The organism is Streptomyces sp. NPDC097617, from assembly GCF_044761485.1.
In the GTDB taxonomy this organism is placed as follows: Bacteria; Actinomycetota; Actinomycetes; order Streptomycetales; family Streptomycetaceae; genus Streptomyces.
On sequence record NZ_JBIWCL010000008.1, the window covers coordinates 200,830 to 224,293 of the forward strand.

General features: G+C 71.6%; 23 protein-coding genes and 2 tRNA genes. 16 read left to right on the forward strand and 9 right to left on the reverse strand.

Going from position 1 to position 23,464, the window contains the following annotated elements; translation table 11 throughout:
* Positions 1-7 precede the first annotated feature (7 nt).
* The 3 genes from ACIQZO_RS16510 (at position 8) to ACIQZO_RS16520 (ending at position 2,100) form a co-directional block, all read left to right on the forward strand.
* Positions 8-469, forward strand: a complete 462-nt coding sequence (locus ACIQZO_RS16510; RefSeq protein WP_189972258.1) for a molybdenum cofactor biosynthesis protein MoaE — start codon at positions 8-10, stop codon at positions 467-469.
* A 145-nt stretch (positions 470-614) separates the two neighbouring features.
* On the forward strand, positions 615-830 hold the full coding sequence (locus ACIQZO_RS16515; protein WP_403626260.1) for a hypothetical protein: 216 nt from the start codon (positions 615-617) through the stop codon (positions 828-830).
* A gap of 184 nt (positions 831-1,014) precedes the next feature.
* Positions 1,015-2,100, forward strand: a complete 1,086-nt coding sequence (locus ACIQZO_RS16520) for a PDZ domain-containing protein (RefSeq protein WP_403626263.1) — start codon at positions 1,015-1,017, stop codon at positions 2,098-2,100.
* Between the two features lie 27 nt (positions 2,101-2,127).
* On the opposite strand, the gene ACIQZO_RS16525 is transcribed toward ACIQZO_RS16520, so the two are convergent.
* Positions 2,128-2,697 (reverse strand): PPA1309 family protein, encoded by a 570-nt coding sequence (locus ACIQZO_RS16525; RefSeq protein ID WP_403626266.1) that lies wholly within the window; start codon positions 2,695-2,697, stop codon positions 2,128-2,130.
* Between the two features lie 130 nt (positions 2,698-2,827).
* Between ACIQZO_RS16525 and ACIQZO_RS16530 the strand changes: the two genes are divergently transcribed.
* The 3 genes from ACIQZO_RS16530 (at position 2,828) to ACIQZO_RS16540 (ending at position 7,879) form a co-directional block, all read left to right on the forward strand.
* Positions 2,828-5,707 carry a UPF0182 family protein gene (locus ACIQZO_RS16530; RefSeq protein ID WP_403626410.1) on the forward strand — a complete coding sequence of 960 codons (2,880 nt, stop codon included), beginning with the start codon at positions 2,828-2,830 and terminating at the stop codon, positions 5,705-5,707.
* Positions 5,708-5,756: 49 nt separating this feature from the next.
* Positions 5,757-5,830 (forward strand) — tRNA-Met (locus ACIQZO_RS16535).
* A gap of 201 nt (positions 5,831-6,031) precedes the next feature.
* Positions 6,032-7,879: a tetratricopeptide repeat protein gene (locus tag ACIQZO_RS16540; protein ID WP_403626269.1), complete on the forward strand. Its 1,848-nt coding sequence runs from the start codon at positions 6,032-6,034 to the stop codon at positions 7,877-7,879.
* A gap of 28 nt (positions 7,880-7,907) precedes the next feature.
* On the opposite strand, the gene ACIQZO_RS16545 is transcribed toward ACIQZO_RS16540, so the two are convergent.
* Positions 7,908-8,984 (reverse strand): FAD-dependent oxidoreductase, encoded by a 1,077-nt coding sequence (locus ACIQZO_RS16545; protein WP_403626272.1) that lies wholly within the window; start codon positions 8,982-8,984, stop codon positions 7,908-7,910.
* Between the two features lie 107 nt (positions 8,985-9,091).
* Here ACIQZO_RS16545 and ACIQZO_RS16550 point away from each other — a divergent pair, with 107 nt between their 5' ends.
* Together ACIQZO_RS16550 and ACIQZO_RS16555 are read left to right on the forward strand one after the other, a co-directional pair.
* Positions 9,092-9,688, forward strand: coding sequence for a TetR/AcrR family transcriptional regulator (locus ACIQZO_RS16550; protein WP_403626275.1), 597 nt, complete (start codon positions 9,092-9,094; stop codon positions 9,686-9,688).
* A 47-nt stretch (positions 9,689-9,735) separates the two neighbouring features.
* Positions 9,736-9,809: transfer RNA gene (locus ACIQZO_RS16555), tRNA-Met, on the forward strand.
* A gap of 132 nt (positions 9,810-9,941) precedes the next feature.
* On the opposite strand, the gene ACIQZO_RS16560 is transcribed toward ACIQZO_RS16555, so the two are convergent.
* On the reverse strand, positions 9,942-10,358 hold the full coding sequence (locus tag ACIQZO_RS16560) for a Fur family transcriptional regulator (RefSeq protein ID WP_403626278.1): 417 nt from the start codon (positions 10,356-10,358) through the stop codon (positions 9,942-9,944).
* Positions 10,359-10,488: 130 nt separating this feature from the next.
* Between ACIQZO_RS16560 and ACIQZO_RS16565 the strand changes: the two genes are divergently transcribed.
* Positions 10,489-11,958 carry a catalase gene (locus tag ACIQZO_RS16565; protein ID WP_403626281.1) on the forward strand — a complete coding sequence of 490 codons (1,470 nt, stop codon included), beginning with the start codon at positions 10,489-10,491 and terminating at the stop codon, positions 11,956-11,958.
* Positions 11,959-12,027: 69 nt separating this feature from the next.
* Here the strand turns inward: ACIQZO_RS16565 and ACIQZO_RS16570 are convergent, their stop codons facing one another.
* Together ACIQZO_RS16570 and hisN are read right to left on the reverse strand one after the other, a co-directional pair.
* Positions 12,028-12,420, reverse strand: a complete 393-nt coding sequence (locus tag ACIQZO_RS16570) for a CBS domain-containing protein (RefSeq protein ID WP_052873942.1) — start codon at positions 12,418-12,420, stop codon at positions 12,028-12,030.
* Positions 12,421-12,601: 181 nt separating this feature from the next.
* Positions 12,602-13,405 (reverse strand): histidinol-phosphatase, encoded by an 804-nt coding sequence (gene hisN / locus ACIQZO_RS16575; protein ID WP_403626284.1) that lies wholly within the window; start codon positions 13,403-13,405, stop codon positions 12,602-12,604.
* 125 nt (positions 13,406-13,530) lie between these two features.
* Here hisN and ACIQZO_RS16580 point away from each other — a divergent pair, with 125 nt between their 5' ends.
* Positions 13,531-14,073, forward strand: coding sequence for a TetR/AcrR family transcriptional regulator (locus ACIQZO_RS16580; protein WP_403626287.1), 543 nt, complete (start codon positions 13,531-13,533; stop codon positions 14,071-14,073).
* On the opposite strand, the gene ACIQZO_RS16585 is transcribed toward ACIQZO_RS16580, so the two are convergent.
* From ACIQZO_RS16585 to ACIQZO_RS16600, 4 genes are all read right to left on the reverse strand, one after another.
* Entirely contained in the window at positions 14,039-14,362 is a 324-nt protein-coding gene (locus ACIQZO_RS16585; protein WP_150517955.1) for a multidrug efflux SMR transporter, read from the reverse strand. The genes ACIQZO_RS16580 and ACIQZO_RS16585 overlap by 35 nt on opposite strands.
* 103 nt (positions 14,363-14,465) lie before the next feature.
* Entirely contained in the window at positions 14,466-15,476 is a 1,011-nt protein-coding gene (rsgA, locus tag ACIQZO_RS16590; protein WP_403626291.1) for a ribosome small subunit-dependent GTPase A, read from the reverse strand.
* Positions 15,477-15,484: 8 nt separating this feature from the next.
* A complete protein-coding gene (aroA, locus tag ACIQZO_RS16595; RefSeq protein ID WP_403626293.1) occupies positions 15,485-16,858 on the reverse strand; it encodes a 3-phosphoshikimate 1-carboxyvinyltransferase in 1,374 nt (457 codons plus the stop codon).
* A 64-nt stretch (positions 16,859-16,922) separates the two neighbouring features.
* On the reverse strand, positions 16,923-17,636 hold the full coding sequence (locus ACIQZO_RS16600; RefSeq protein WP_403626296.1) for a M50 family metallopeptidase: 714 nt from the start codon (positions 17,634-17,636) through the stop codon (positions 16,923-16,925).
* A 78-nt stretch (positions 17,637-17,714) separates the two neighbouring features.
* On the opposite strand from ACIQZO_RS16600, the gene ACIQZO_RS16605 reads away from it, so the two are divergent.
* The 6 genes from ACIQZO_RS16605 to ACIQZO_RS16630 all read left to right on the forward strand — a co-directional run bounded on the left by ACIQZO_RS16605 (position 17,715) and on the right by ACIQZO_RS16630 (position 23,403).
* Positions 17,715-18,533, forward strand: a complete 819-nt coding sequence (locus tag ACIQZO_RS16605; protein WP_403626299.1) for an SOS response-associated peptidase — start codon at positions 17,715-17,717, stop codon at positions 18,531-18,533.
* A gap of 38 nt (positions 18,534-18,571) precedes the next feature.
* The gene (locus tag ACIQZO_RS16610) at positions 18,572-19,228 is read left to right on the forward strand and encodes an alpha/beta family hydrolase (protein ID WP_403626302.1); all 657 of its coding nucleotides are present in this window, start codon (positions 18,572-18,574) and stop codon (positions 19,226-19,228) included.
* A 288-nt stretch (positions 19,229-19,516) separates the two neighbouring features.
* Entirely contained in the window at positions 19,517-20,161 is a 645-nt protein-coding gene (locus ACIQZO_RS16615) for a sigma-70 family RNA polymerase sigma factor (protein WP_030385954.1), read from the forward strand.
* Complete coding sequence (gene rsrA / locus ACIQZO_RS16620) at positions 20,158-20,463, forward strand: mycothiol system anti-sigma-R factor (RefSeq protein WP_403626305.1); 306 nt, start codon at positions 20,158-20,160, stop codon at positions 20,461-20,463. Before ACIQZO_RS16615 ends, rsrA begins: the two co-directional genes overlap by 4 nt.
* 241 nt (positions 20,464-20,704) lie before the next feature.
* A complete protein-coding gene (locus ACIQZO_RS16625; protein WP_403626308.1) occupies positions 20,705-22,147 on the forward strand; it encodes an HD-GYP domain-containing protein in 1,443 nt (480 codons plus the stop codon).
* Positions 22,144-23,403, forward strand: a complete 1,260-nt coding sequence (locus ACIQZO_RS16630) for an HD-GYP domain-containing protein (RefSeq protein ID WP_403626311.1) — start codon at positions 22,144-22,146, stop codon at positions 23,401-23,403. The genes ACIQZO_RS16625 and ACIQZO_RS16630 overlap by 4 nt, the downstream gene beginning before the upstream one ends.
* Positions 23,404-23,464 lie beyond the last annotated feature (61 nt).

Below are 23,464 nucleotides of genomic sequence, written 5' to 3' on the forward strand. Positions count from 1 at the left end.
TGAAGGCATGGCACCGCACTTCGACCACCCCGGTGAGCAGGCCGCTTCGGACCCGATCCGGCTGCTCCAGATCCGCGAGACCGCCCTGTCGATCGACGAGGTCTTCCAGGCCGTCGGAGACGACGCCTCGGGCGGTACGACGCTCTTCGTCGGCACGGTGCGCAACCACGACAGCGGGGCGGACGTCGACTCGCTCGGCTACTCCTGCCACCCGACCGCCGAGGCCGAGATGCGCCGCGTGGCCGAGCGCGTCGTGGCCAAGTTCCCCGTCCGCGCCCTGGCGGCCGTGCACCGCGTCGGCGACCTGGCCGTGGGCGACCTGGCGGTCGTCGTCGCCGTGTCCTGCCCGCACCGCGGCGAGGCCTTCGAGGCCGCCCGGATGCTGATCGACGACCTCAAGCACGAGGTCCCGATCTGGAAGCACCAGACCTTCAGCGACGGCAGCGAGGAGTGGGTCGGCGCCTGCTGAACCCCCGGTCGGGGAGTGCCACCCGGAAGGCGGTAACCTCGCACCCGTTCGGCCGCGCAACACGCCCTCGATTTGCGTAACCCCCCCACGGGCACGAGCGTTGAAGCCACCAACGAAACGTACTTCGGGGTAGGGAGGCTCGCTCATGGCGTCTTTGGCGTGGTTGCTGATTCCGCTGGTCGCTGCGATCGGAGCGGCGATATGGGGCAGCTGGGCGGCACGCGACCGCACACAGGGCGACATATCCGAGCTCGCGGGCTACGCGCGCTTCCGGGAAGCCATGGCCAATGCCGATCAGGGCAGGGCCACGGCGGACGCCCATTCCACACACACCGCACACTCCGCCTCCGATGCCGTCTGACGCCGCCGGAGCTGTTCGCGCTTTCCGCGCCGTCCGAGCTGTCTGACGCTCCGCGTCCGGCCCGCTCCGGACCGCCGCCGACTCGGCCGCGGTCCGTGAGAAACCGCTGAGAGTTTCGCGCACGGCCCCCGTACGGACCGGCCCCGAGGGCCGCCCGCCAGGGCCGTCCCGTACTGTCGGATCCATGCCACGCCGCACCGCGACGATGCTCGCTTCCACCCTGGTGCTGTTCGCGCTGCTCTGCGCAGGGGTGTTCATCAAGGTCCCGTACTCCGAGATGAGCCCCGGCCCGACCGTGAACACCCTCGGGGACTCGCACGGCGCGCCCGTTCTCAACATCTCGGGGCGCAAGACGTACCCGACCAGCGGCCACCTCAACATGACGACGGTCCGCGTCACCGGCGCGGACTACGACATGAGCCTGGTGGAAGCGGTGTACGGCTGGCTGGCCGGCGACAACATCGTCGTCCCGCACGAGAACCTCTACCCGGACGGCAAGACCGAGGCGGAGTCCACCCAGGAGAACGCCGAGGAGTTCAGCCAGTCGCAGCAGAGCGCCAAGGTGGCGGCCCTGAAGCAGCTCGGCGTCCCGGTCACCGCCCGGGTGATCGTCTCCACGGTGGTCAAGGACAGCCCCTCCGAGGGCCGGCTGCACGCCGGTGACGTGGTCAAGGCGGTGGACGGCACCGCCGTCGTCGCCCCCGAGGACGTGGCCAAGCTCGTCACCAAGCACAAGCCGGGCGAGCCGGTTGAATTCACCATCGTGCCCGCCAAGGAGGCGACCGAGGCGGTGAAGGCCGGCAACGAGACCCCCGCCACCTCGAAGGTGACGATCGCCGCGGGCAAGGCGGAGGGCGACGGCCACGCCATCGTCGGCATCCGGGCGGGCACCGACCACACGTTCCCGTTCACGATCGACATCAAGCTCGCGGACGTCGGCGGCCCGAGCGCCGGCCTGATGTTCGCCCTCGGCATCGTCGACAAGCTCACCCCGGAGGATCTGACCGGCGGCAAGTTCGTCGCGGGCACCGGCACCATCGACGACACGGGCAAGGTCGGCCCCATCGGCGGCATCCAGATGAAGACCATCGGTGCCCGGCAGGCCGGCGCCGAGTACTTCCTGACGCCCGCCGAGAACTGCGCCTCCGCGGCCTCGAACGTGCCCGGCGGGCTGACCCTGGTCAAGGTCGCCACCATCGACGACGCCACCAAGGCGCTCCAGAAGATCAGCAAGGGGGACACGGCAGGGCTGCCGCAGTGCAAGCCCTGACCGATCGGTCCCCCCTGACGATCCGGCCTACGAGAAGGTCGCCGCCAGCGCCTCCGCCAGCCCGGGCACCAGCCCCGCACCGGTGAGGACCTCCGTCGAGGAGTCCTTCTCGCGCAGCCGTACGGCCGACTCGCGCGAGCCGTCGCGCAGCACGGCCACGGTGAGGCGGACCTCCTGCCGCTCGGGGTGACCGGCGACCCACTTCGAGAGCTGCTTGTCGCCCAGGCCCTCCGGTACGGACGCCTCCGCGGACGGCGGCAGCATCAGCCGCTCCACGGTCAGCGCGCAGCCGACGACGGCGTCGGGCCAGGCGATCGTGCCCAGGAACTTGTCGAGCGGGGTCCCCTTCGGAACCTCGTCCTGCTCGATCGGGGTCAGCGAGGACTTGCCGGCGTCGTCCTGGTCGAGACCGAGCTGGCTCGCGAGCCCCGGCTCCTGCTTCTTGAGCCGGGCGGTGTCGACGAGCGCGAAGAGCCGCGCGGGCTTGTCCCAGCCGAGACCGGCCGCGTACTCGTCGATCTCGAGGCAGGCGCGGGTCAGCGGGCCGGCCGCCATGGGGGTGCCGGGGGAAGGTGAAAGGTTGGACATGGACAACATCCTGCCTCCTTTCCACCGGATACCGGGAACTGACCGAAGCCTCAGTAAGTTGCATGAGTGGGCTCTACGATCGGGGGCCCGTTCATTACCAGACTCAGCGACTTTCGAGGTGCGCACCTTGGCTTTCCAGATGCCGGACCGCGGCGGAGGCCCTTCCGGGCCACGGATGAGAGTCGGCCGCCCCTCCCGGCGGGCCCGAACTCTCCTCATGACCCTGGGCGTGCTGGCCGTCCTGGCCATGCTCTTCATCATGTTCGCGGGCTTCTGGACTGACTGGCTCTGGTTCCGCTCCGTGAAGTACTCGACCGTCTTCACCACCACGCTGTGGACCAAGATCGGCCTCTTCGCCGTCTTCGGTCTGCTGATGGCGGGCGCGGTCGGGCTGAACATCTGGCTGGCCCACCGGCTGCGGCCGCCGCTCAGCGCGATGTCGATGGAACAGCAGAGCCTCGACCGGTACCGGATGAGCATCGCCCCCTACAAGAAGTGGCTGCTCCTCGGGATCGCCGTGCTCGTCGGCCTGATCGCCGGAGCCTCGGCGGCCGGTCAGTGGAAGACCTGGCTCATGTACGTGAACGGGGTGGCCTTCGGTACGAAGGACCCGCAGTTCCACATGGACGTGTCCTTCTACACCTTCGACCTGCCCTGGTACCGCTTCCTGCTCGGCTTCGGCTTCGCCGCGGTCGTGCTGTCGGTGATCGCCGCGGCCGTCGTGCACTACCTCTACGGCGGACTGCGCGTGACCAGCCCGGGCGCCCGGGCCACCGCCGCCGCGACCGGGCACCTGTCGGTGCTGCTCGGCCTCTTCGTCACGCTGAAGGCGGTCGCCTACTGGCTCGACCGGTACGGGCTGGCCGTGAAGTCCAGCGACTTCAAGGCCGCCGACAACTGGACGGGCCTGCGCTACGTCGACGCGAACGCCTACCTGCCGGCGAAGACGATCCTCGTCGCCATCGCCGCGATCTGCGCCGTGCTGTTCTTCGCGACGCTGTGGCGCCGCACCTGGCAGCTGCCGGTCATCGGCTTCGGCCTGATGGTGCTCTCGGCGATCCTGATCGGCGGGCTCTACCCGGCGATCGTGCAGAAGTTCCAGGTCCAGCCGAACGAGCAGGCCAAGGAATCCCCCTACGTCCAGAAGAACATCAAGGCCACGCGCGACGCCTACGGCATCGCCGGCTCCGAGGTCACGGACTACCCGGGCGTCCCGCAGACGGAGGACCGGGGCAAGCTCCGCCCCGAGGCCGACTCCACGGCCAGCATCCGCATCCTCGACCCGAACATCGTCTCGCCGGCGTTCCAGCAGCTCCAGCAGGTCAAGGGCTACTACGCCTTCCCGTCCACGCTGGCCGTGGATCGGTACAGCGGCCAGGACACGGTCATCGGGCTGCGCGAGCTGAACATCGGCGGCATCCCGAAGAACAACTGGATCAACGACCACTTCAAGTACACGCACGGCTACGGCGTGGTCGCGGCCAAGGGCACCACCGTGAAGGACGGCGCCCCCGACTTCACCCAGTCCGACCTGCCCTCCAAGGGCATGTTCGGCACGGACTTCGAGCAGCGCATCTACTACGGCGAGCAGACGAAGCAGTACTCGATCGTCGGCGGACCGCAGAAGGAGCTCGACTACTCGGACGACAAGGGCGAGAAGGAGACGAGCTACAAGGGCGGCTCCGGAGTCAATCTGGACAGCCCGGTCAACCGGGCCGCCTACGCGCTCACCTTCAACGAGCCGCAGATCCTCTACTCGGGCGCCATCGGCGACGGCTCGCGGATCCTCTACAACCGCACGCCCAAGCAGCGCGTCGAGGCCGTCGCCCCGTGGCTGACCATCGACGGCGCGCCCTACCCGGCCGTGATCGACGGCCGGATCAAGTGGATCGTCGACGCGTACACGACCACCAACGGCTACCCGTACGCCTCGCGCACCACGCTGGGCCAGAGCACCGCGGACTCGCTGACCAACAGCCAGCGCGCGGTGGTCGCCCAGGAGAACCAGGTCAACTACATCCGCAACTCGGTGAAGGCCACCGTCGACGCGTACGACGGCTCGGTCGACCTGTACCAGTGGGACACCGCGGACCCGGTCCTGAAGACCTGGATGAAGGCCTTCCCGGGCACGGTGAAGCCCAAGGCCGACATCGCCAAGCCGCTCATGGACCACCTCCGGTACCCGCAGGACCTCTTCAAGGTCCAGCGCGAGCTGCTGACCCGCTACCACGTCACCGACCCGCAGACCTTCCTCAGCGGCAGTGAGGCGTGGGCGGTCCCGGACGACCCGACGACCAAGGCCGGCACGGCGGTTCCGCCGTACTACCTGTCGATGAAGATGCCGGGTCAGAAGGAGAAGGACCAGGTCTTCTCGCTCACCACGACGTTCACGCCGAACGAGCGGCCCAACCTGAGTGCCTTCATGGCGGTCAACGCCGATCCGGGCACCCCGGAGTACGGCAAGATCCGCATTCTGAAGATGCCGACGAGCAAGCCGCCGGACGGCCCGGGCCAGGTGCAGAGCAAGTTCCAGTCCGAACCGAAGATCGCCGAGTCCATCCGCCTGCTGCGCGGTGGTGACTCGGAGATCGAGTACGGCAACCTGCTCGCGGTGCCGCTCGACGGCGGAATGCTCTACGTCGAGCCGGTCTACGTCCGCAGCTCCGGCCTGAAGTACCCGCTGCTGCGCAAGGTGCTCGTGACCTACGGCAACCAGACGGCCTTCGAGGACACGCTCGAGAAGGCGCTGAACGTGGTCTTCGGGGCCGAGGCGCCGACCGTTCCGGTGCCCCCGGTCCAGCCGCCGGGCGACGGCACGGTCACGCCGCCGACGATTCAGGACCCGACGGTCAAGGCGGCCCTGGGCGACGCCCAGAAGGCCATCGACGATGCCGAGAAGGCCCGTCAGGCCGGTGACTGGGCGGCCTTCGGCAAGGCCCAGGAGGAGATCAAGGCGGCGCTGAAGCGTGCGATCGACGCCGAGGCGAAGGTCGCGACGCCCGCACCGTCCGGCCAGTGATCAATGGGTAATGGCTCCACCCCGTGTCGTGATACTGTGGTTTCACCGACGCGGGGTGGAGCAGCTCGGTAGCTCGCTGGGCTCATAACCCAGAGGTCGCAGGTTCAAATCCTGTCCCCGCTACTGAAGACGAAGGCCCGGATCCATGGGATCCGGGCCTTCGTCATGCCCGGGGCCAACACGCGGTCACCAGGGAGGGTGAGTTGTCGGTTGAGCGTGTTTGACTTACCCCACTGTGGGCATGTCGACAAAACGCTGTAGTGACCTCACTGGCTGCGACATACCAGGTGTACGCGGGTAGCAGGTGATGCGACGATGGGATTTATGGGGGACAGGTCAACTCTGCTGGAGACAGGGCGGTTTGTGAGGGCGGAGTCCGGGACGGACACAGAGGCCGAGGGGGCGACTCCGGGCGTCGCCGCACAGACCGCACTGATCGATGCGGATTTCGCGGAGGAGATGTTCGCCGAGACCGACGCGGCGAGCGACGCCGAGCTGGAGGCCCGTCACCGGGTGGCCGCCGACAAGGGCGACCCCGGTGCCATGAGCGTGCTCGGCGCGCTGCTGCTGCGCCGCGGCGACCTCGACGGCGCCGAGCCGTACCTGCGGGGAGCCACCGGCGAGGGTGACCGCGCCGCCGCGAACAACCTGGGCGTGCTCCTGCACCAGCGCGGCTACCCGGAGGAGGCCGCCGACTGGTGGCGGGTCGCCGCCGTCGCCGGCTCCGCCCCCGCCGCGCACGCCCTGGGCCGCTACTTCCGCGAGCGCGGGGACGAGCCCGCCGCCGAGTACTGGATGCGGCAGGCGGCCGAATCCGGCCACGCGCTGGGTGCGTACGGACTGGCCGACCTCCTGGAGCACCGCGGGGACAAGGGAGTCGAGCGCTGGTTCCGCGCCGCCGCCGAACAGGGCCACCGCGAAGCCGCGTACCGGCTGGCGAGGCACCTGCGCAAGGGCGACCCCGCCGAGGCCGAGCAGTGGTACCGGCAGGCCGCCGCCCGCGGGCACCGGCGCGCCGCGCTGCACCTGGGCGCGCTGCTGGAGGCGCGCGGCGAGCTCAAGGAGGCCGGGCGCTGGTACCTGACCTCCGCCAAGCAGGGGGAGGCGCGGGCGGCGTGCGCGCTCGGCTTCCTGCTGCGTGACGCGGGCGACGAGGAGAGCGCGGCCGTCTGGTGGCACCGGGCGGCGCAGGACGGCGACGGCAACGCCGCCAACGCGCTGGGCGCGCTGCACGCCGCTCGCGGCGAGACGCAGACCGCGGAGCGCTGGTACCGGTCCGCCATGGACGCGGGCGATCAAAACGGGGCGTACAACCTTGCACTGCTGTGCGTCGCACAGGACCGGACCGCGCAGGCCGAGCAGTGGTACCGGCGCGCGGCCTACGCCGGGCACCGCGAGGCGGCCAACGCGCTGGCGATCCTGCTGCTCCAGGGCGGGGACGCGGCGGGCGCCGAGCCGTGGTTCTCGAAGGCGGCGGAGGCGGGCAGTGTCGACGCCGCGTTCAACCTCGGGATCCTGTTCGCCAGCCGCGACGAGGACCGGACCGCGCTGAAGTGGTACGAGCGGGCGGCGTCGGCCGGTCACACCGACGCGGCGCTCCAGGTCGGCATCGCGCTGGTCCGCGACGGCGAGGACCGGGCGGCCGAGCGGCACCTGCGCTGCGCGGCGGGCGGTGGCAGCGCGGAGGCGGCGTTCCGCCTGGCCGCGCTGCTGGAGTCGCTGGCCCCGCCGCCGGAGCCGGTGGCACTGGGCGAGTCCGCGGGCGGCGCCCCGCGCACCGAGAGCGAGGAGTGGTACGAGCGGGCCGCCGAGCTGGGGCACCGCCGGGCCCAGGTGCGGGTCGGCATGCTCGCCGCCGCCCGCGGTGACCTGGCGGTCGCCGCCCGCTGGTATCGGGAGGCGGCCGAGGCCGGCTCCCGCAACGGAGCCTTCAACCTGGGTCTGCTGCTGGCCCGCGAGGGCAACGAGCCGGAGGCCGCCCTGTGGTGGACCCGCGCGGCGGTGGCGGGCCACGGCCGCGCCGCCCTGCGCCTCGGCCTGCTGGCGGCCCGCCACGGGGACCTCGCGGAGGGCCAGAAGTGGTGCGTGCGCGCCATGGAACTGGGCCCGGCCGAGGTCTCGGAACGCGCGGCCCGGCTCCGCGAGGCCCTGGCCGAGGAACTCTCGGCCTGAGCCCCGCACCCCGCTCCGGCTCCGGCTCTCAGCGGTAGAGCCAGGAGGTGGAGCGGGCGTAGACGTGCCGGAAGGCCAGCGGCATCAGCAGGTCGTTGACGCGGCGCTGCACCGTGCCAGGGGTCTTCGAGTCGCGGTTGGTCGCCGCGGTCCGGGTCATCCGGGCCACCCGGGGGCGGCGTAGGCGGGTGTACTCGGCCAGGGCGCCGGCCACGTCCGGCCCGTCCTCCACGCAGCGCGCCAGGGCCACCGCGTCCTCGATCGCCATCGACGCGCCCTGCCCGGCCCCCACCGGGTGGGCCGCGTCGCCGATCAGTACGGTGCGCCCGTCGTGCCAGACGGGCACGTCCGGCAGCCGGTGCATCGGCATCGGGCGGTCGACGCGGGTCGCCGCCCGGATCAGGGAGAGCGGCAGCTCCTCCTTGCCGTACAGCTCGGCCAGCAGGCCCCGGGTGACCTCCGCCGGGTCCGGGGGCTCCGGTGAGGGCACCTGGGCCGACCACCAGACCGTGCCGTCGGCGGCCGGGACGCAGAGGAAGGCCCCGCGGCGCCCGAAGACGAAGTGGTAGGTGCCGGGGGTGAGGTGCACGCCCTCGGAGACCCCGGACACGCTGTAGAGGCCCGCATAGCGGACCTGCGGCGCCGCCGGGTCCAGCGAGGTGCGGGTGGCGGACCAGATGCCGTCGGCCGCCACCACCAGGTCCGCGTCCAGGTCCGCCGGGTCCACCCGCCGCCCCGTCTCGATCCGGGCGCCGGCGCGTACCGCCTCGGCGCGCAGCACCTCCACCAGCCGCCCGCGCAGCAGGGTCGTGCTGTGCAGGCTGTCCGAGGCGCGCCGGCCGCGGGGCACCTCCCCGAGGAGCTTGCCCGAGGAGGACCACATCCGCTGGAGGGCGACCGGGAACCCGGCGGCCTGGACCGCCGGGAGGCAGCCCAGCGCCTCCAGTCCCCGCAGCCCGTTGACGGCGAGGCTCAGGAACGAGCCCACCTGGCCGGCCGGGTCCTCGTACGCCTCGTGGACCGTGACCTCCGCGCCGGTGGCGCGGCGCAGCGCGACCGCGCTCGCCGCTCCGGCCACTCCGCCCCCGATGACTGACACACGCATGCCTGACTCCATTCGCTGAATGTGCATTCACTGAACTTCGATTCGGTGAAACTCGATTCAGTATGATGAGACCGAGAAGGCGACGTCAAGTGGGAGCGGGGATCGCAGTGGGAGTGCGCAAGGAGCGGGCGGCCGGCACGGAGGCGGCGCTCAAGGAGGCGGCGCGGGCGCTCTTCCTGGAGCGGGGCTACGCGCAGACGAAGATCACCGACATCACCAAGGCCGCCGGCCGGTCCACCGGCTCGTTCTACGAGCACTTCGCCGGCAAGGACGAACTGCTGGACGCGCTGCTCGCGGACATGGGGGCCCAGGTGGACGTGGAGGTCGGCGCTCACGACCACCCCCGCGAGCACGACCTCGCCGACCGTGCGCAGCTGCGTACCCATGTGGCCGTCACCTGGCGCGTCTTCCGCGACCACCTGCCCGTCGTGGTCGCCCTCTTCCAGAAGTCCATGGCCGAGCCGCCCGGCTCGGGCCAGGCCTGGGATCGGCTTCTCGGGGACACCGCACCGCTGCGCGAGCACCTCGCGTACATGCGCGAACAGGGCCGTGAACTGCCCGGGGACCCCGAGCTGGTCGCCGCGGCGATGGGGGCGATGATCTCGATGCTGGGGTATGCCGCCATGACCGGCGGGGCCGGGCTCGACGACGACGAGGTGGTGGAGACGCTGACCTCACTGCTGCACCGCGGACTGGCCGGTTAACCGATTTGCATCTGCCGGGGGCCTTCACGTAACGTTGGGTTTACCGACGCGGGGTGGAGCAGCTCGGTAGCTCGCTGGGCTCATAACCCAGAGGTCGCAGGTTCAAATCCTGTCCCCGCTACTGAAGGCTTAGGGCCCGGATCCAATGGATACGGGCCCTGAGTCGTTTCCGTCTGCCAAGAGCGCGAACAGAAGTCGAATGCGGAAGGGCCCGGACCCCCAGGGGGTCCGGGCCCTTCGCGCGTGCGGATGCTCAGGCGGCGGCGCAGTTCGGGCACACGCCGCGGTACGTCACCTCGACCGCCGAGACCGTGAAGCCGAAGCGCTCGGTGTCGGGCAGGTCGGCCAGCGGATTGCCCGCCGGGTGCACATCGCGGATCGCGCCGCACTGGGCGCAGACCAGGTGCTGGTGGGGCCGGTGGGCGTTGGGGTCGTACCGCTTGGCGCGGCGGTCCGTGGAGACCTCCAGGACCTCACCGAGGGTGACGAGCTCGCCCAGGGTGTTGTAGACGGTCGCACGCGAGATCTCGGGCAGTTTGGCCACCGCGAGCGCGTGCACCTCGTCGGCCGTCAGGTGTACGTGGTCACCGTCGAGCACCTCGGCCACGACGCGCCGCTGCGCCGTCATGCGCCAGCCGCGTCCGCGAAGTCGATCCAGCAGGTCACTCATAGACATCAGCCTAACAGTGAGGGGATTCGGTGTAACTCCCGAATCAGTGCGGAATTGGATGCTTACTTGACTTAGACAAAGTCCATCGTAGGATCGTGTACGGCAAACGCCAAGGACAGGACATGCAGGGATGACGCAGGAGGCGCACGTGACGCAGGGACCGCTCACCACGGAGGCCGGAGCGCCGGTCGCCGACAACCAGAACAGCGAGACCGCCGGTGTCGGCGGCCCCGTACTGGTCCAGGACCAGCTGCTGCTGGAAAAGCTCGCGCACTTCAACCGCGAGCGCATCCCGGAGCGCGTGGTGCACGCCCGCGGCGCCGGTGCCTACGGCACCTTCACGCTGACCCGCGACGTATCGCAGTGGACCCGGGCCGCGTTCCTGTCCCAGGTCGGCAAGAAGACCGAGACCTTCCTGCGCTTCTCCACCGTCGCCGGCAACCTCGGCAGCGCCGACGCCGTCCGTGACCCCCGCGGCTGGGCGCTGAAGTTCTACACCGAAGAGGGCAACTACGACCTCGTCGGCAACAACACCCCGGTGTTCTTCATCAAGGACGCCATCAAGTTCCCCGACTTCATCCACACCCAGAAGCGCGACCCGTACACGGGCTCGCAGGAGGCGGACAACGTCTGGGACTTCTGGGGTCTGTCGCCCGAGTCGACCCACCAGGTGACCTGGCTGTTCGGCGACCGCGGCATCCCGGCGTCCTACCGCCACATGAACGGCTACGGCTCGCACACGTTCCAGTGGAACAACGAGGCCGGCGAGGTCTTCTGGGTCAAGTACCACTTCAAGACCGACCAGGGCATCAAGAACCTCACCCAGGCCGAGGCCAACGCCCTCGCCGGTGAGGACCCCGACTCGCACCAGCGCGACCTGCGCGAGTCCATCGAGCGCGGCGACTTCCCGACCTGGACCGTGCAGGTCCAGATCATGCCCGCGGCCGAGGCGGCCCAGTACCGCTTCAACCCGTTCGACCTCACCAAGGTGTGGCCGCACGAGGACTACCCGCCGATCGAGATCGGCAAGCTGGAGCTCAACCGCAACCCGGAGAACGTCTTCGCCGAGGTCGAGCAGTCGATCTTCTCGCCGGCGCACTTCGTCCCCGGTATCGGTCCCTCCCCGGACAAGATGCTCCAGGGCCGCCTCTTCGGCTACGGCGACGCCCACCGCTACCGCGTCGGCATCAACGCCGACCACCTGCCGGTGAACCGCCCGCACGCCACCGAGGCGCGCACCAACTCCCGCGACGGCCACCTGTACGACGGCCGCCACAAGGGCGCGAAGAACTACGAGCCGAACTCCTTCGGCGGCCCGCACCAGACGGACCGCCCGCTGTGGCAGCCCATCGACGTCACCGGTGGCACGGGCAACCACGCCGCCGCCGTCCACAGCGAGGACACCGACTTCGTCCAGGCCGGCAACCTCTACCGCCTGTACTCGCAGGACGAGAAGGCCCGCCTGATCGAGAACCTGTCCGGCTTCATCGCGAAGGTCTCCCGCGACGACATCGTCGAGCGTGCGATCGACAACTTCCGCCAGGCGGACGGTGACTTCGGCAAGCGGCTCGAGGCCGCGGTCCAGGCCCTCCGCGGCTGACACGGAGCGCTTGCCGTCGCAGGACGCCGGGCCGCAGCCCTCCTCGGAGGGCTGCGGCCCGGCGTCGTTTCAGGCGGGGACCGTGCGCCGCGCCGGCGCCCAGCAGCGGATGACGTCCCGTACGGACACGATGCCGACCGGTCCGCCGTGCTCCAGCACGATCAGGTGCCGGAAACCGCCGTGCGCCATTGCCTCGGCGGCTTCCTGCACGGTGGCCTCAGGGGTACAGAACACGACGTTGTTGGTGGTGTGCGCGCCCACGGACTCCCGGTCCGGATCGTGGCCCGCGCCGATGGAGTTGAGGATGTCGCGCTCGGTCAGGATGCCGATTCCGCTGTGGTCGGGGTCGAGGACGACGGCCGCGCCGACGCGCCGGCCGGACATCAGGCAGGCCGCCTGCCGGAGGGTGTGTGCGGGTCCGAGGGTGAGGATCACGGTGCTCATGGCGTCACGGACGAGCATGAAGAGAGCCACCTCCTGGGGTGAGTCCCCCCGCCTGGGTGGGTGTGCCTGAGGAGCCGCCTCAAGAGAAACGCTTCACAAGCGCACAAGCGTGGGGAGTATCAGATTCCCATGGACCCGCAGGGCCGACAAGGAGGCGTGCAAGGGCGCGCGAACAGCGCCAGGGGGTGTCGCGGCCGGCTCAGGAGCGCGGGCGCAGCAGGCCCAGCATCTCCTCGTGGAGCAGGCCGTTCGAGGCCGCGGCGTTCCCGCCGTGCACCCCGTCCACCCCGTCGAGGCTGGTGAAACGGCCGCCCGCCTCCTGGACCACGACCGCGATGGCCGCCATGTCCCACAGGTTCAGCTCCGGCTCCGCGCACAGGTCCAGCGAGCCTTCGGCGACCATCATGTACGGCCAGAAGTCGCCGTAGCCGCGGGTGCGCCAGCATGCGCGCGCCAGGTCCAGGAAGCCGGCGAGCCGGCCCTGCTCCTCCCAGCCGCTGAGGGAGGAGTACGCGAACGAGGCGTCGCCCAGTCCGGCCACCTCGGACACGCCGATGGCCGTCGTCCCGCCGAGCGCGCCGCCCGCGTACGCGCCGCCGCCGCGGGTCGCCCACCAGCGGCGGCCCAGCGCCGGCGCGGACACCACGCCCACCACCGGGCGGAACCCGCCGTCCTCGCCCTCGGTCATCAGGGAGATCAGCGTCGCCCAGACCGGGACCCCGCGCACGTAGTTCTTGGTGCCGTCGATCGGGTCCACGACCCAGCGGCGCGGACCGCTGCCTTTGAGCCCGTACTCCTCGCCCAGGATGGCGTCGTCGGGCCGGGCGGCCGCGATACCGGCCCGGATGATCTCCTCGGCCGCCTTGTCCGCCTCGCTCACCGGGGTCATGTCCGGCTTCGTCTCGACCTTCAGGTCGAGGGCGCGGAACCGCTCCATCGTGGCGGCGTCCGCCGCGTCGGCGAGTTCGAGGGCAAGGCGCAGGTCATCGTCATACTCGGACATGCCCGAACAGTATCGAGACTCCCGGACCCCGACCAACGCAGTCCACAGTGCGGCCCCGACGCGCCCTTGACAGGATCTGGCGACCCGTCAACTCTGACCGGACGGAGCCGAACGGGGAGGCGCGGATGCCGGCAGCCCGGGAGTCCTTACTGGAGGCGGCGGGAGCGGCGCTCTCGGCGCGCCCCTGGCCCGACGTGCGGATGGTCGACGTGGCCGCCTCTGCCGGGGTGTCCCGGCAGACCCTCTACAACGAGTTCGGCGGCAAGGCGGGCCTGGGCCGCGCCCTGGTCCGCCGCGAGGCCGACCGCTACCTCGACGGGGTGGACCGGGCCCTGTCCGCCCCGGCCCAGGCCACCGAGCGGCTCGCCGCCGTCGCGGAGTGGACCGTACGGGCGGCCCGCGCCCAGCCCCTCGTACGGGCCCTGCTCACCGGTGCCTGGGACGCGGGCCTGCCCGCCGCCGGCGGCCGCGCGCCCGGCCCCGGGGAGCTGGCCCGGGCCGTCCGGGACCGGGCGGCGGCCGCGCTGACGCCGGGGGAGGGCCCGCAGCGCTGCGAACTCGCGGTACGGCTCGCCCTGTCCTATGTGATCGCCCCGGCGGAGGAGCCGGGTCCGGGCGAGCTGCGCAGGATGCTCAGTGTGCCGAGCCGGACAGCTGGAGCCCGATGACGCCGAGGATGACCAGCGAGATCGAGACGAGTTTGAGGGTGGAGACCAGGTCGCCGAGGAAGATCATGCCGTAGATCGCCGTCCCGGCGGCGCCGATGCCCGTCCACACCGCGTACGCCGGTCCCACGTCGAGCTTCTTGAGCGCCAGCGTCAGCAGACCGAAGCTGCCGAGCGCGAAGCACGCGAAGGCGACGGTCGGCCACAGCCGGGTGAAACCGTGGGAGAGCTTGAGGCAGACCGCGAAACCGGTCTCCAGGAGTCCCGCGACCACGACCAGCAGCCACGCCATGTCGAATGCCTCCCCGCGTTACGTGACATCGCGTCACTTGGTGCGATTATGCATTTATCCAGGCAGGGCCCTCGACAAACGCGGCCGGAGCCCGCCCGGACGGTCAGTCGCCCTCGCGGCGCTCGCGCGTCTGCAGCAGCCGCCGCAGCGAATACAGCCGCGCCGGGTCCGCGTGGCCGTCCTCCACCCACTTGTCGAGCGCGCAGTCCTGCTCGTCGTGGCTGCACGCCCGCGGGCACTCCTCGGTCCCCGGCACCAGGTCCGGGAAGGCCAGGATCACCCGGGACGGGTCCACGTGGTGCAGGCCGAAGGAGCGCACGCCCGGGGTGTCGATGACCCAGCCGTCCCCGCTCGGCAGCGGCAGCGCGAGGGCCGAGGTGGTGGTGTGCCGGCCGCGGCCGGTGACCGCGTTGACGTGGCCGGTGGCACGCTGGCGGCCCTCGGCGACCAGCGAGTTCACCAGGGTGGTCTTGCCGACGCCGGAGTGCCCGACGAAGGCGGTGATCCGGCCGTCGAGGCGCTCGCGCACCCGGTCGGCCGCGTCGCCCGAGGCGAGCTCCTCGCGGTTGGTCACCACGTAGTTCAGGCCGAAGGTGGAGTAGATCTCCAGGATCTTGTCCGCGGAGGTCAGGTCGGACTTGGTGAGCACGAGCAGCGGCTCCAGCCCCGCGTCGTACGCCGCGACCAGGCAGCGGTCGATCATGCGGGGCCGCGGCTCCGGGTCGGCCAGGGCCGTCACGATGGCCAGCTGGTCGGCGTTGGCGACGACCACCCGCTCGTAGGGGTCGTCGTCGTCGGCGGTGCGCCGCAGGACGGACTTGCGCTCCTCGATCCGCACGATGCGGGCCAGCGTGTCCTTCTTGCCGGACAGGTCGCCGACGATCCACACCAGATCGCCCACGACCGCCGCCTTGCGGCCCAGTTCACGGGCCTTCATCGCGTGCACCGTGCGGTTCTCGACCAGACAGGTGAGCCGCCCGCGGTCCACGGTGAGGACGAAGCCCTCGGCCGCGTCCTCGTGCTTGGGCCGGATGCTGGTCCGCGGCCGGTTGCCCTTGGGGTTCGGGCGCTGGCGGATGTCGTCCTCGTCGGTGTGCTTGCCGTACCTGCGCATGACGGGCCCTACGCTCCCGCACCCGCTCCGGGTGCCCCGGAGCCACCGGCGTCCCCGGCGAGCATGTCCGTCCACATCTTCGGGAAGTCCGGCAGGGTCTTCGCGGTCGTCGCCACGTTCTCGATCTGTACGCCCTCCACCGCCAGGCCGATCACCGCGCCCGCGGTGGCCATGCGGTGGTCGTCGTACGTGTGGAACACGCCGCCGTGCATCCGGCGCGGCCGGATGCGCAGACCGTCGGCGGTCTCGGTGACGTCGCCGCCGAGCGCGTTGATCTCCTTGGTGAGCGCGGCCAGCCGGTCCGTCTCGTGCAGGCGCAGGTGCGCGACACCGCGCAGCACCGACTCGGAGTCGGCCAGGGCCGCCACCGCCGCGATGCCCGGGGTGAGCTCGCCGACCTCGCTCAGGTCCACGTCGATGCCGTGGATCTTGCCGGCGCCGGTGAAGACGAGGCCCGCGTCGGTCAGCTCGCAGGAGCCGCCCATCTCGGTGAAGATCCGGCGCAGCGCGTCACCGGGCTGCGTGGTGCGGCGCGGCCAGTCGGGGACGGTGACCGTACCGCCGGTGATCAGGGCCGCGGCCAGGAAGGGCTGCGCGTTGGACAGGTCCGGCTCGACGACCAGGTCGCGGCCCAGCAGCGCGCCGGGGGTGACCCGCCAGACGTCCTTCTCGCCGCCGGCCTCGGGGGTGTCGACCTGGGCGCCCGCGGCGCGCAGCATCTCCACCGTCATCCGGATGTGCGGCATCGACGGCAGGTTGCCGCCCACGTGCCGGACCTCGACGCCCTGGTTGAAGCGCGGGGCGGAGAGCAGGAGTGCGGAGACGAACTGCGAGGAGTTGCTGGCGTCGATCTCGACCGTGCCGCCCTCCAGGGCCCCGCCGCCCAGGACGGTCATGGGCAGCGCGCCCCGGCCGTCGTCGTCGATGCGGGCCCCGAGGGTGCGCAGGGCGCTGATGACTTGGCCGAGGGGGCGTTCGTAGGAGCGCGGGTCGCCGTCGAAGCGGATGTCGCCGTCGGCGAGGGTGGCGACGGGCGGCAGGAAGCGCATGACCGTGCCCGCGTTGCCGACGTCCACGGTCGTCGGGCCGTGCAGGGCCGCCGGGATGACCCGCCAGGCCTCGCCGCCCGCGCCGTCACCGGCGGAGCTGGAGGAGACGGTCTCCTCGATGCCCACGCCCATCGCGCGCAGCGCGTCGGCCATCAGCCGGGAGTCGCGCGAGCGCAGCGGGCGGCGCACCCAGCCGGGCTCGGAGGCGAGCGCGGCGAGTACGAGGGCCCGGTTGGTGACCGATTTGGATCCCGGCACCGTGACGGTGGCGTGGACGGTCCCATCGGCGAGCGGAGCGGGCCAGAGGGCAGGGAGCGCGGGGGTCTCGGTCATGGCCCCCACTTTAATGGCTTCCCCCGGCCCCAGATCTTGATGCCGGTCCCGTCTCAGGGAGCGGTCAGAGGTCGAGCAGCCAGCGTGCTCCGCCGATCAGCGAGCACAGGGCGACGACGTGGAAGAAGAGCAGCCACACCACCGGGTGCAGGTGGGTGAGCCGACCGAGCTGGTCGGCGTCGGAATCGGGTGCCCCGCCGCCCCGGCGCTTGGCTCCCAGCTCGAACACCGGCCGGACGCCGCCGAGCAGCAGGAACCACACCACCAGGTACACGAAGCCGGCCTGCACCTCGGCCGGGGTCAGCCAGGACACCAGCAGGAAGGTTCCTCCGGTCAGGACGACCGTCAGCGCCCCGTACGCGTTCCGGATCATCACCAGCATCGCCAGCAGCAGGGCGGTGGCCACCCACAGCAGCAGCGTGATCCGGTGCGCGGAGAGCAGCGCCGCGCCGCCCAGCCCGAGCAGCGAGGGCGCCGTGTACCCGCCCGCGGCGGTCAGGATCATCCCCAGCCCGGTCGGCCTGCCCCGGCTGACGGTGACCCCGCTGGTGTCCGAGTGCAGCCGTATCCCGCTCAGGCGCCGCCCGGTCAGCAGCGCCAGCAGGCCGTGCCCGCCCTCGTGCGCGATGGTGATCGCGTTGCGCGACAGCCGCCACAGCGGGCGGGGGCCCACGGCGGCCATGGCAACCAGCCCCGTCGCGATCACCAGCCACCGGTCGGGCGCGGCCTGTATGCCCGTGAGCCGGTCCCACAGACCGGCCGTCGTGCTGCTGTCCATAAGGTGGCGGACTCCTCGCGGTGGTGTACAGGGGCACCACCCAGCGGTGGCCGGGGGTGACATGGCAGTGTGGCAGCCATGTGCGGACGGTATGCGGCGAGTCGTGGGCCCGAGGACCTCGTGGAGGCCTTCGGCATCGAGAAGTGGGAGCCGGAGGAGGCCCTGGCCCCCGACTTCAACGTGGCGCCGACCAAAGAGGTCCACGTCGTCCTCGACCGTCCCCTCAAAGACGCTTCGCACCCCCGTCCGGTTCGCCAGCTGCGCACCCTGAAATGGGGGCTGGTCCCCTCCTGGGCCCAGAACCCCGACGGCGCGGCCCGGATGATCAACGCCCGGTCCGAGACCCTCCACGAGAAGCCCTCCTTCCGCCGGCCCTTCGCTCAGCGCCGCTGCATCGTCCCCGCCGACGGCTACTACGAGTGGGTCACCGCCCACGACGAGCGGCAGTTGGAGGTCGAGGGCAAGAAGAAGCGGTCCCGCAAGCAGCCCTACTTCGTCCTGCCAGCCGACGGGTCCGTCTTCGCCATGGCCGGGATATACGAGTTCTGGCGCGACCGGACCCTGCCCGACGAGCACCCGCTCGCCTGGTGGGTCACCTGCTCGGTGATCAGCACCGAGGCCGAGACCGGCCCCCTGGGCGTGGCCCCCGCCGAGGGACCGCGCTCGCTCTGCGAGATCCACCCGCGGATGCCGCTGATGCTGACCCCGGACCGCTGGGACGCCTGGCTGGACCCCGCGAACACCGACACCGAGGGCTCCCTGCGGGACCTGCTGGCGCCGCCGCCCGGCGGGCTGATGCGGGCCTACCCGGTGTCCACGGCCGTGAGCAGCGTGCGCAACAACGGCCCCGAGCTGCTGACGGAGCTCGCCGCGCCGGAGGAGGCCACCCTCTTCTAGGCCGCCCCGCACGGGTCCCGCCCGGCAGGATGGGACGCATGACCACGCGTACCGAGAGCGTCGACACCACGGCGGGCGAGGCCCGCATCACCTGGCACCGGGCGGCGACGCCGAAGCCGAGGCTCGTGCTCGCCGTGAGCCACGGCGCCGGCGGCGGGATCGAGGCCCGGGACCTCCAGGCGCTGGCCGCGGCCCTGCCCGCCCGCGGGATCACGGTGGCCCTGGTCGAACAGCCCTGGCGGGTCGCCGGGAAGAAGGTCGCCGCCGCGCCCAAGGTGCTGGACGAGGGCTGGCGCGGGCTGTGGCCGGCGCTCGCTGCGCCCGGGCTGCCGGTGGTCGCGGGCGGGCGCAGCGCCGGGGCCCGGGTGGCCTGCCGGACCGCCGCAGAGCTGGGCGCCGCCGGGGTGCTGGCGCTCGCGTTCCCGCTGCACCCGCCGGGCAGGCCGGAGAAGTCCCGCGCCGGGGAGCTCACCGGCGCCGGGCGGCCGACCCTGGTGGTCCAGGGCGGCCGGGACCCCTTCGGACGGCCCGAGGAGTTCCCGGAGCCGGGCGTACGGGACCCGTACGAGCTGGTGGAGGTGGCGTACGGGGACCACGGCTTCGCGGTGCCGAAAAAGGCGGACACCACCCAGGAGGCTGCGCTCCTGACGATCACCGATGCGGTGGCGCGCTGGCTCGAGCGGCTCCCGGTGTGAGGGCTCACCCCCGGCACCGGGCGTGAGCCGAGAACCCGCCCGGTGCCCGGGAATGCGCCGCCCGTCCCCTCTGTTGTCTCGAATGTCGGAACGTAGGGAAACTCGTCGGAGGAGAGGGAGCGCATGACCCAGGTCATCAGCCAGAACCGTCGGCAGGCCGCTGACCTGGACTGGACCGTTCTGCCCGCACCCAAGCGCAGCCCGCTTCGGGCGGCGGAGGGCCGGGAAGGTCGACTATTCTCCGATTCGAGCGGATCCGCTTTCGGAGCCGCCACGCTGTCGGAGGAGGTGGGTCCTGTCGCTGGGACCGACGAAGGCCACGCGGAGGAGACGACCCTGGAGCGCAATGCGCGCTTCGAACGGGACGCCCTCGGCTACCTCGACCAGATGTACTCGGCCGCGCTGCGCATGACGCGCAATCCGGCCGACGCCGAGGACCTGGTCCAGGAGACGTACGCGAAGGCATACGCGTCCTTCCACCAGTTCCGCGAGGGCACCAACCTGAAGGCGTGGCTGTACCGCATTCTGACCAACACGTTCATCAACTCCTACCGCAAGAAGCAGCGCGAGCCGCAGCGCAGCGCCGCGGAGGAGATTGAGGACTGGCAGCTGGCGCGCGCCGAGTCGCACATGTCGACCGGTCTGCGGTCCGCCGAGTCGCAGGCGCTCGACCACCTGCCCGATTCGGATGTGAAGGAAGCCCTGCAGGCCATTCCGGAGGAGTTCCGCATCGCGGTCTACCTTGCCGACGTAGAGGGCTTTGCGTACAAGGAGATCGCGGACATCATGGGTACACCCATCGGTACGGTCATGTCGCGACTGCACCGTGGCCGCCGTCAACTCCGCGGAATGCTGGAGGACTATGCCCGTGAGCGCGGGCTGGTTCCCGCGGGCGCGGGAGAGTCGAACGACCGGAAAGGCTCGGGCTCATGAGCTGCGGAGAGCCGCACGAGACAGAGTGCTCTGAGGTTCTGGATCACCTGTACGAGTTTCTCGACCAGGAGATGCCGGAAGGTGACTGCACGAAGTTCGAGACGCACTTCGGCGAGTGCAATCCCTGCCTGGAGAAGTACGGCCTGGAACAGGCCGTGAAGAAGCTGGTGAAGCGCTGCTGCGGGTCGGACGACGTGCCCACCGACCTGCGGTCGAAGGTCATGGGCCGGATCGAGCTGATCCGGTCCGGCCAGGCGGTGCCCGACCACGACGTCACCGCCGACAATCCCGCACCCGGCTGACCCGACTCGGTTTCCGCCTTCGGTGACCGGTGATCGGTGACCGGTGATCGGTAACCGGCCCCGCGAGGGAACATCCGCCCCCGGAAGAGCACTTCGTTCACCCGAATGTGCTAATCCGGGGGCGTCCGCATGGCGCAATACGGAAATGTGGCCCGCCGCGCTCCGGGCCCCACCTATTCTCCCCATTCGGTGCTGGTTCGATTCGGCATCCGGTGTGCACGGCACAGGGGAGGAGAGCGCCATGCGGGCACTTCCGCCGGGGGCGCGCGCCTACATCCTCTGCGCCGTCCTCACGGCCGCCGCCTGCGTCGCCCCCGCCCTGACGGATTCCGGTACGCCCTGGGCGACCGTGTCCGTGCTCGCCGTCCTCTACCTCGGCTGCGAACTCGTCCGCGTCTGCCCGCTGGGCAGCCGGGTGCCCGAGGGCATCGGCTCCTTCTTCCCCGTGGTGCTCGCCGCAGTCTTCCTGCTGCCGCCCGCCGCCGCCGCGCTCGTGGCCCTGCCCGGCGCCTTCGCGGGGACCGTGGTCCAGCGGCCCGCCGGGGTGCGCCGCGTGTGGCACGCCGCGCAGCACGCGACAGCCGCTTGGGTCGCGGGGCAGACGTACGGGCTGCTGCGCGGCCCGGCCGCACTCGGCGGCGGGCCCGCCGCCGGATCCGGACCCCCCGGAGGGCTCGCCGACTTCCCCTACGTACTGGTGCCCGCGGCGGCCGTGGCCGTCGCCTTCTGCCTGGTGCTCACCGCCCTCGACGGCGGCATCCTGGCCGTCGCCGAACGCCGCCCGGCCGCCACCGCCTGGCGCGGACTCGCGACCCGGTCCCTCGCCCCGCACTGCGTCCACGGCCTTGCCGGACTGATGATGGCCGTCATGTGGCGCAGCCCCTACGGGCTCCCGGCCGCGCTGCTCGTCCTGCTGCCGATGTACATCTCCTGCTGGGTCTTCGCCCAGTACCACCGCGAGCACGGCGCCCACCGGGCCACCATCCGCGCCCTCGTCCAGGCCGTCGACATCAAGGACCGCTACACGCGCGGCCACAGCGAACGGGTCGGCCAGGCCTCCGCGATGATCGCCCGCGAGCTGGGCATGTCCGAGGACCGGCTGGAGACGGTGCGCATCGCCGGGATCCTGCACGACGTCGGCAAACTCGGCGTGCCCACCCGGCTGCTGCGCAAGGACGGACCGCTCACCCCGCAGGAGCGCCGGATCATCGAGCTGCACCCCGAGTACGGGCACGAGATGGTGCGCGGCATCGGCTTCCTGGGGGAGGCCCGGTCCGCGATCCTGCACCACCACGAGCGGGTCGACGGCTCCGGCTACCCGTACGGGCTGGCCGGCGAGCAGATCCCGGTGCTGGCCCGGGTGGTGGCGGTGGCCGACGCCTTCGACGCGATGACCTCGACCCGCTCCTACAGCCGGGCCCGGCCGGTGCCCACCGCCCTGGCCGAGCTGGAACGCTGTGCGGGGGCGCAGTTCGACCCGGCGATGGTGCGGGCGCTGGTCGACGCGATCGGCCGGACCGGCTGGCACCCGGTGGTGACCTCGGACGAGGACCTCCAGGTGATCCCGGCGGGGGCCCCCGCCGCGGACGAGGAGGCGCCGGTGCCGGAGCGGCCCGGTGTCCCCGCCGGGCGGACGCGGCAGGAAGCGGCCCGTGACGCCGGTGGCGCCGGGGCGGGCGGATGAGGACCCTCGCCGTGTGGACGGTGCGGGGAGCCGCGGCCGTGCTCACCGTCGCCGGCCTCGCCCACACCCTGTGGTACGGCGTCGCCGAGCCCGGCGCCGCCCTGGCCTTCGGCGCCCTGGTCACCATCGGCGAGCTCGCCCGCCGCGGCCGCCAGGACCCGCGGGGGCGCCACCCCGCACCGCTCGCCTCCGCCGGAGCCCTCGCCTACGCCCTGCTCGGCCCGAGCGCCGGGCAGCCCACCCACCACGGGGTGCTCCAGATCGTCGCGGTCGTCGTCGCGGCCGCCCTCGCCGGGATCGTCCCGCACATCGCCCGCGGCCGCGGACCCGCCCTCGACCACCTGTCCCGCCGAGTGCTCACCGTGACCTTCGCCGCCGTCTGTTTCCAGCCGCTCTACAACTCGGGCCGACTGGAGGAACGGGTCGGCCAGGGCCCGTACCTCGTCCTCTTCCTGCTCTTCCTGCTGGGCCTCACCGCCCTGTGCGACGCCGTGCTCGCCGCCGCCCTGGCCGGGGCCCGGACCGGCTGGCCGTACGGCCCCCTGCTGCGCGACGAGCTGCGCGCCCAGCTCGGCATCGGCTCGGCGATCTGCGCCACCGGGGTCGTGATGGCGCTCGGCACCGCCGTCGCGGGCCTGTGGGCCGTACCCGTCTTCAGCGTGCCCCTGCTGCTGACCCAGCTGTCCTTCCACCGGATCACCGCGATCCGCACCACCTACCGCCAGACCATCACCTCCCTGGCCCGCGCCACCGAGATCGCCGGCTGCACCCGGCCGGGCCACTCCCGCCGGGTGGCCGCCCTGAGCTGCGCCGTCGGCCGGGAGCTGGGCCTCTCCGAGCGGGAGCTCACCGTGCTGGAGTACGCCGCCCTCATGCACGACATCGGGCAGCTCTCCCTCGTCGACCCGGTCCCGGACGGGGCCACGGCCGAGCTGCCCGATGACGAGGCCCGCCGGATCGCCGAGCTGGGCGGGGAGGTGGCCCGGCAGACCGGAGTGCCCGCCGAGGTCGCCGTGGTGGTGGAGCGGCAGGCGGATCCGTACCGCGAGCAGCCCACACCGGCCCGGATCGTGCGTACGGTGAATGCGTACGACGATCTGGTCGGCGGAAGCCGTCACCCGGGTGGCTCACTGGCCGCTCTGGAGCGGCTCCGCCTGGGCACCGGGCACGATTACCAGCCCGAGGTCGTGGAATGCCTGGCAAGGGTTCTGGCCAGGGGCGGACGTGACAGAGTGGTGCCCGTCCCACCTGGGTAACCCATGGGTAATGAGCGGCCGTCCGAGTGGGCATGGTTGGATGCCAGTAAGGGACCGTAGG

Bases quoted from the DNA above. Each gene is read 5' to 3' on its own strand.
- hisN (WP_403626284.1), bottom strand. From the start codon at position 13,405: ATGTCCGAGTATGACGATGACCTGCGCCTTGCCCTCGAACTCGCCGAC.
- ACIQZO_RS16625 (WP_403626308.1), top strand. From the start codon at position 20,705: ATGCGGGCACTTCCGCCGGGGGCGCGCGCCTACATCCTCTGCGCCGTC.
- ACIQZO_RS16545 (WP_403626272.1), bottom strand. From the start codon at position 8,984: ATGCGTGTGTCAGTCATCGGGGGCGGAGTGGCCGGAGCGGCGAGCGCG.
- rsgA (WP_403626291.1), bottom strand. From the start codon at position 15,476: ATGCGCAGGTACGGCAAGCACACCGACGAGGACGACATCCGCCAGCGC.
- ACIQZO_RS16600 (WP_403626296.1), bottom strand. From the start codon at position 17,636: ATGGACAGCAGCACGACGGCCGGTCTGTGGGACCGGCTCACGGGCATA.
- ACIQZO_RS16510 (WP_189972258.1), top strand. From the start codon at position 8: ATGGCACCGCACTTCGACCACCCCGGTGAGCAGGCCGCTTCGGACCCG.
- ACIQZO_RS16570 (WP_052873942.1), bottom strand. From the start codon at position 12,420: ATGCTCGTCCGTGACGCCATGAGCACCGTGATCCTCACCCTCGGACCC.
- ACIQZO_RS16530 (WP_403626410.1), top strand. From the start codon at position 2,828: ATGCCGGACCGCGGCGGAGGCCCTTCCGGGCCACGGATGAGAGTCGGC.
- rsrA (WP_403626305.1), top strand. From the start codon at position 20,158: ATGAGCTGCGGAGAGCCGCACGAGACAGAGTGCTCTGAGGTTCTGGAT.
- ACIQZO_RS16565 (WP_403626281.1), top strand. From the start codon at position 10,489: ATGACGCAGGAGGCGCACGTGACGCAGGGACCGCTCACCACGGAGGCC.
- ACIQZO_RS16580 (WP_403626287.1), top strand. From the start codon at position 13,531: ATGCCGGCAGCCCGGGAGTCCTTACTGGAGGCGGCGGGAGCGGCGCTC.
- ACIQZO_RS16630 (WP_403626311.1), top strand. From the start codon at position 22,144: ATGAGGACCCTCGCCGTGTGGACGGTGCGGGGAGCCGCGGCCGTGCTC.
- ACIQZO_RS16585 (WP_150517955.1), bottom strand. From the start codon at position 14,362: ATGGCGTGGCTGCTGGTCGTGGTCGCGGGACTCCTGGAGACCGGTTTC.
- ACIQZO_RS16605 (WP_403626299.1), top strand. From the start codon at position 17,715: ATGTGCGGACGGTATGCGGCGAGTCGTGGGCCCGAGGACCTCGTGGAG.
- ACIQZO_RS16540 (WP_403626269.1), top strand. From the start codon at position 6,032: ATGGGGGACAGGTCAACTCTGCTGGAGACAGGGCGGTTTGTGAGGGCG.
- ACIQZO_RS16525 (WP_403626266.1), bottom strand. From the start codon at position 2,697: ATGTTGTCCATGTCCAACCTTTCACCTTCCCCCGGCACCCCCATGGCG.
- ACIQZO_RS16515 (WP_403626260.1), top strand. From the start codon at position 615: ATGGCGTCTTTGGCGTGGTTGCTGATTCCGCTGGTCGCTGCGATCGGA.
- ACIQZO_RS16560 (WP_403626278.1), bottom strand. From the start codon at position 10,358: ATGAGTGACCTGCTGGATCGACTTCGCGGACGCGGCTGGCGCATGACG.
- ACIQZO_RS16610 (WP_403626302.1), top strand. From the start codon at position 18,572: ATGACCACGCGTACCGAGAGCGTCGACACCACGGCGGGCGAGGCCCGC.
- aroA (WP_403626293.1), bottom strand. From the start codon at position 16,858: ATGACCGAGACCCCCGCGCTCCCTGCCCTCTGGCCCGCTCCGCTCGCC.
- ACIQZO_RS16520 (WP_403626263.1), top strand. From the start codon at position 1,015: ATGCCACGCCGCACCGCGACGATGCTCGCTTCCACCCTGGTGCTGTTC.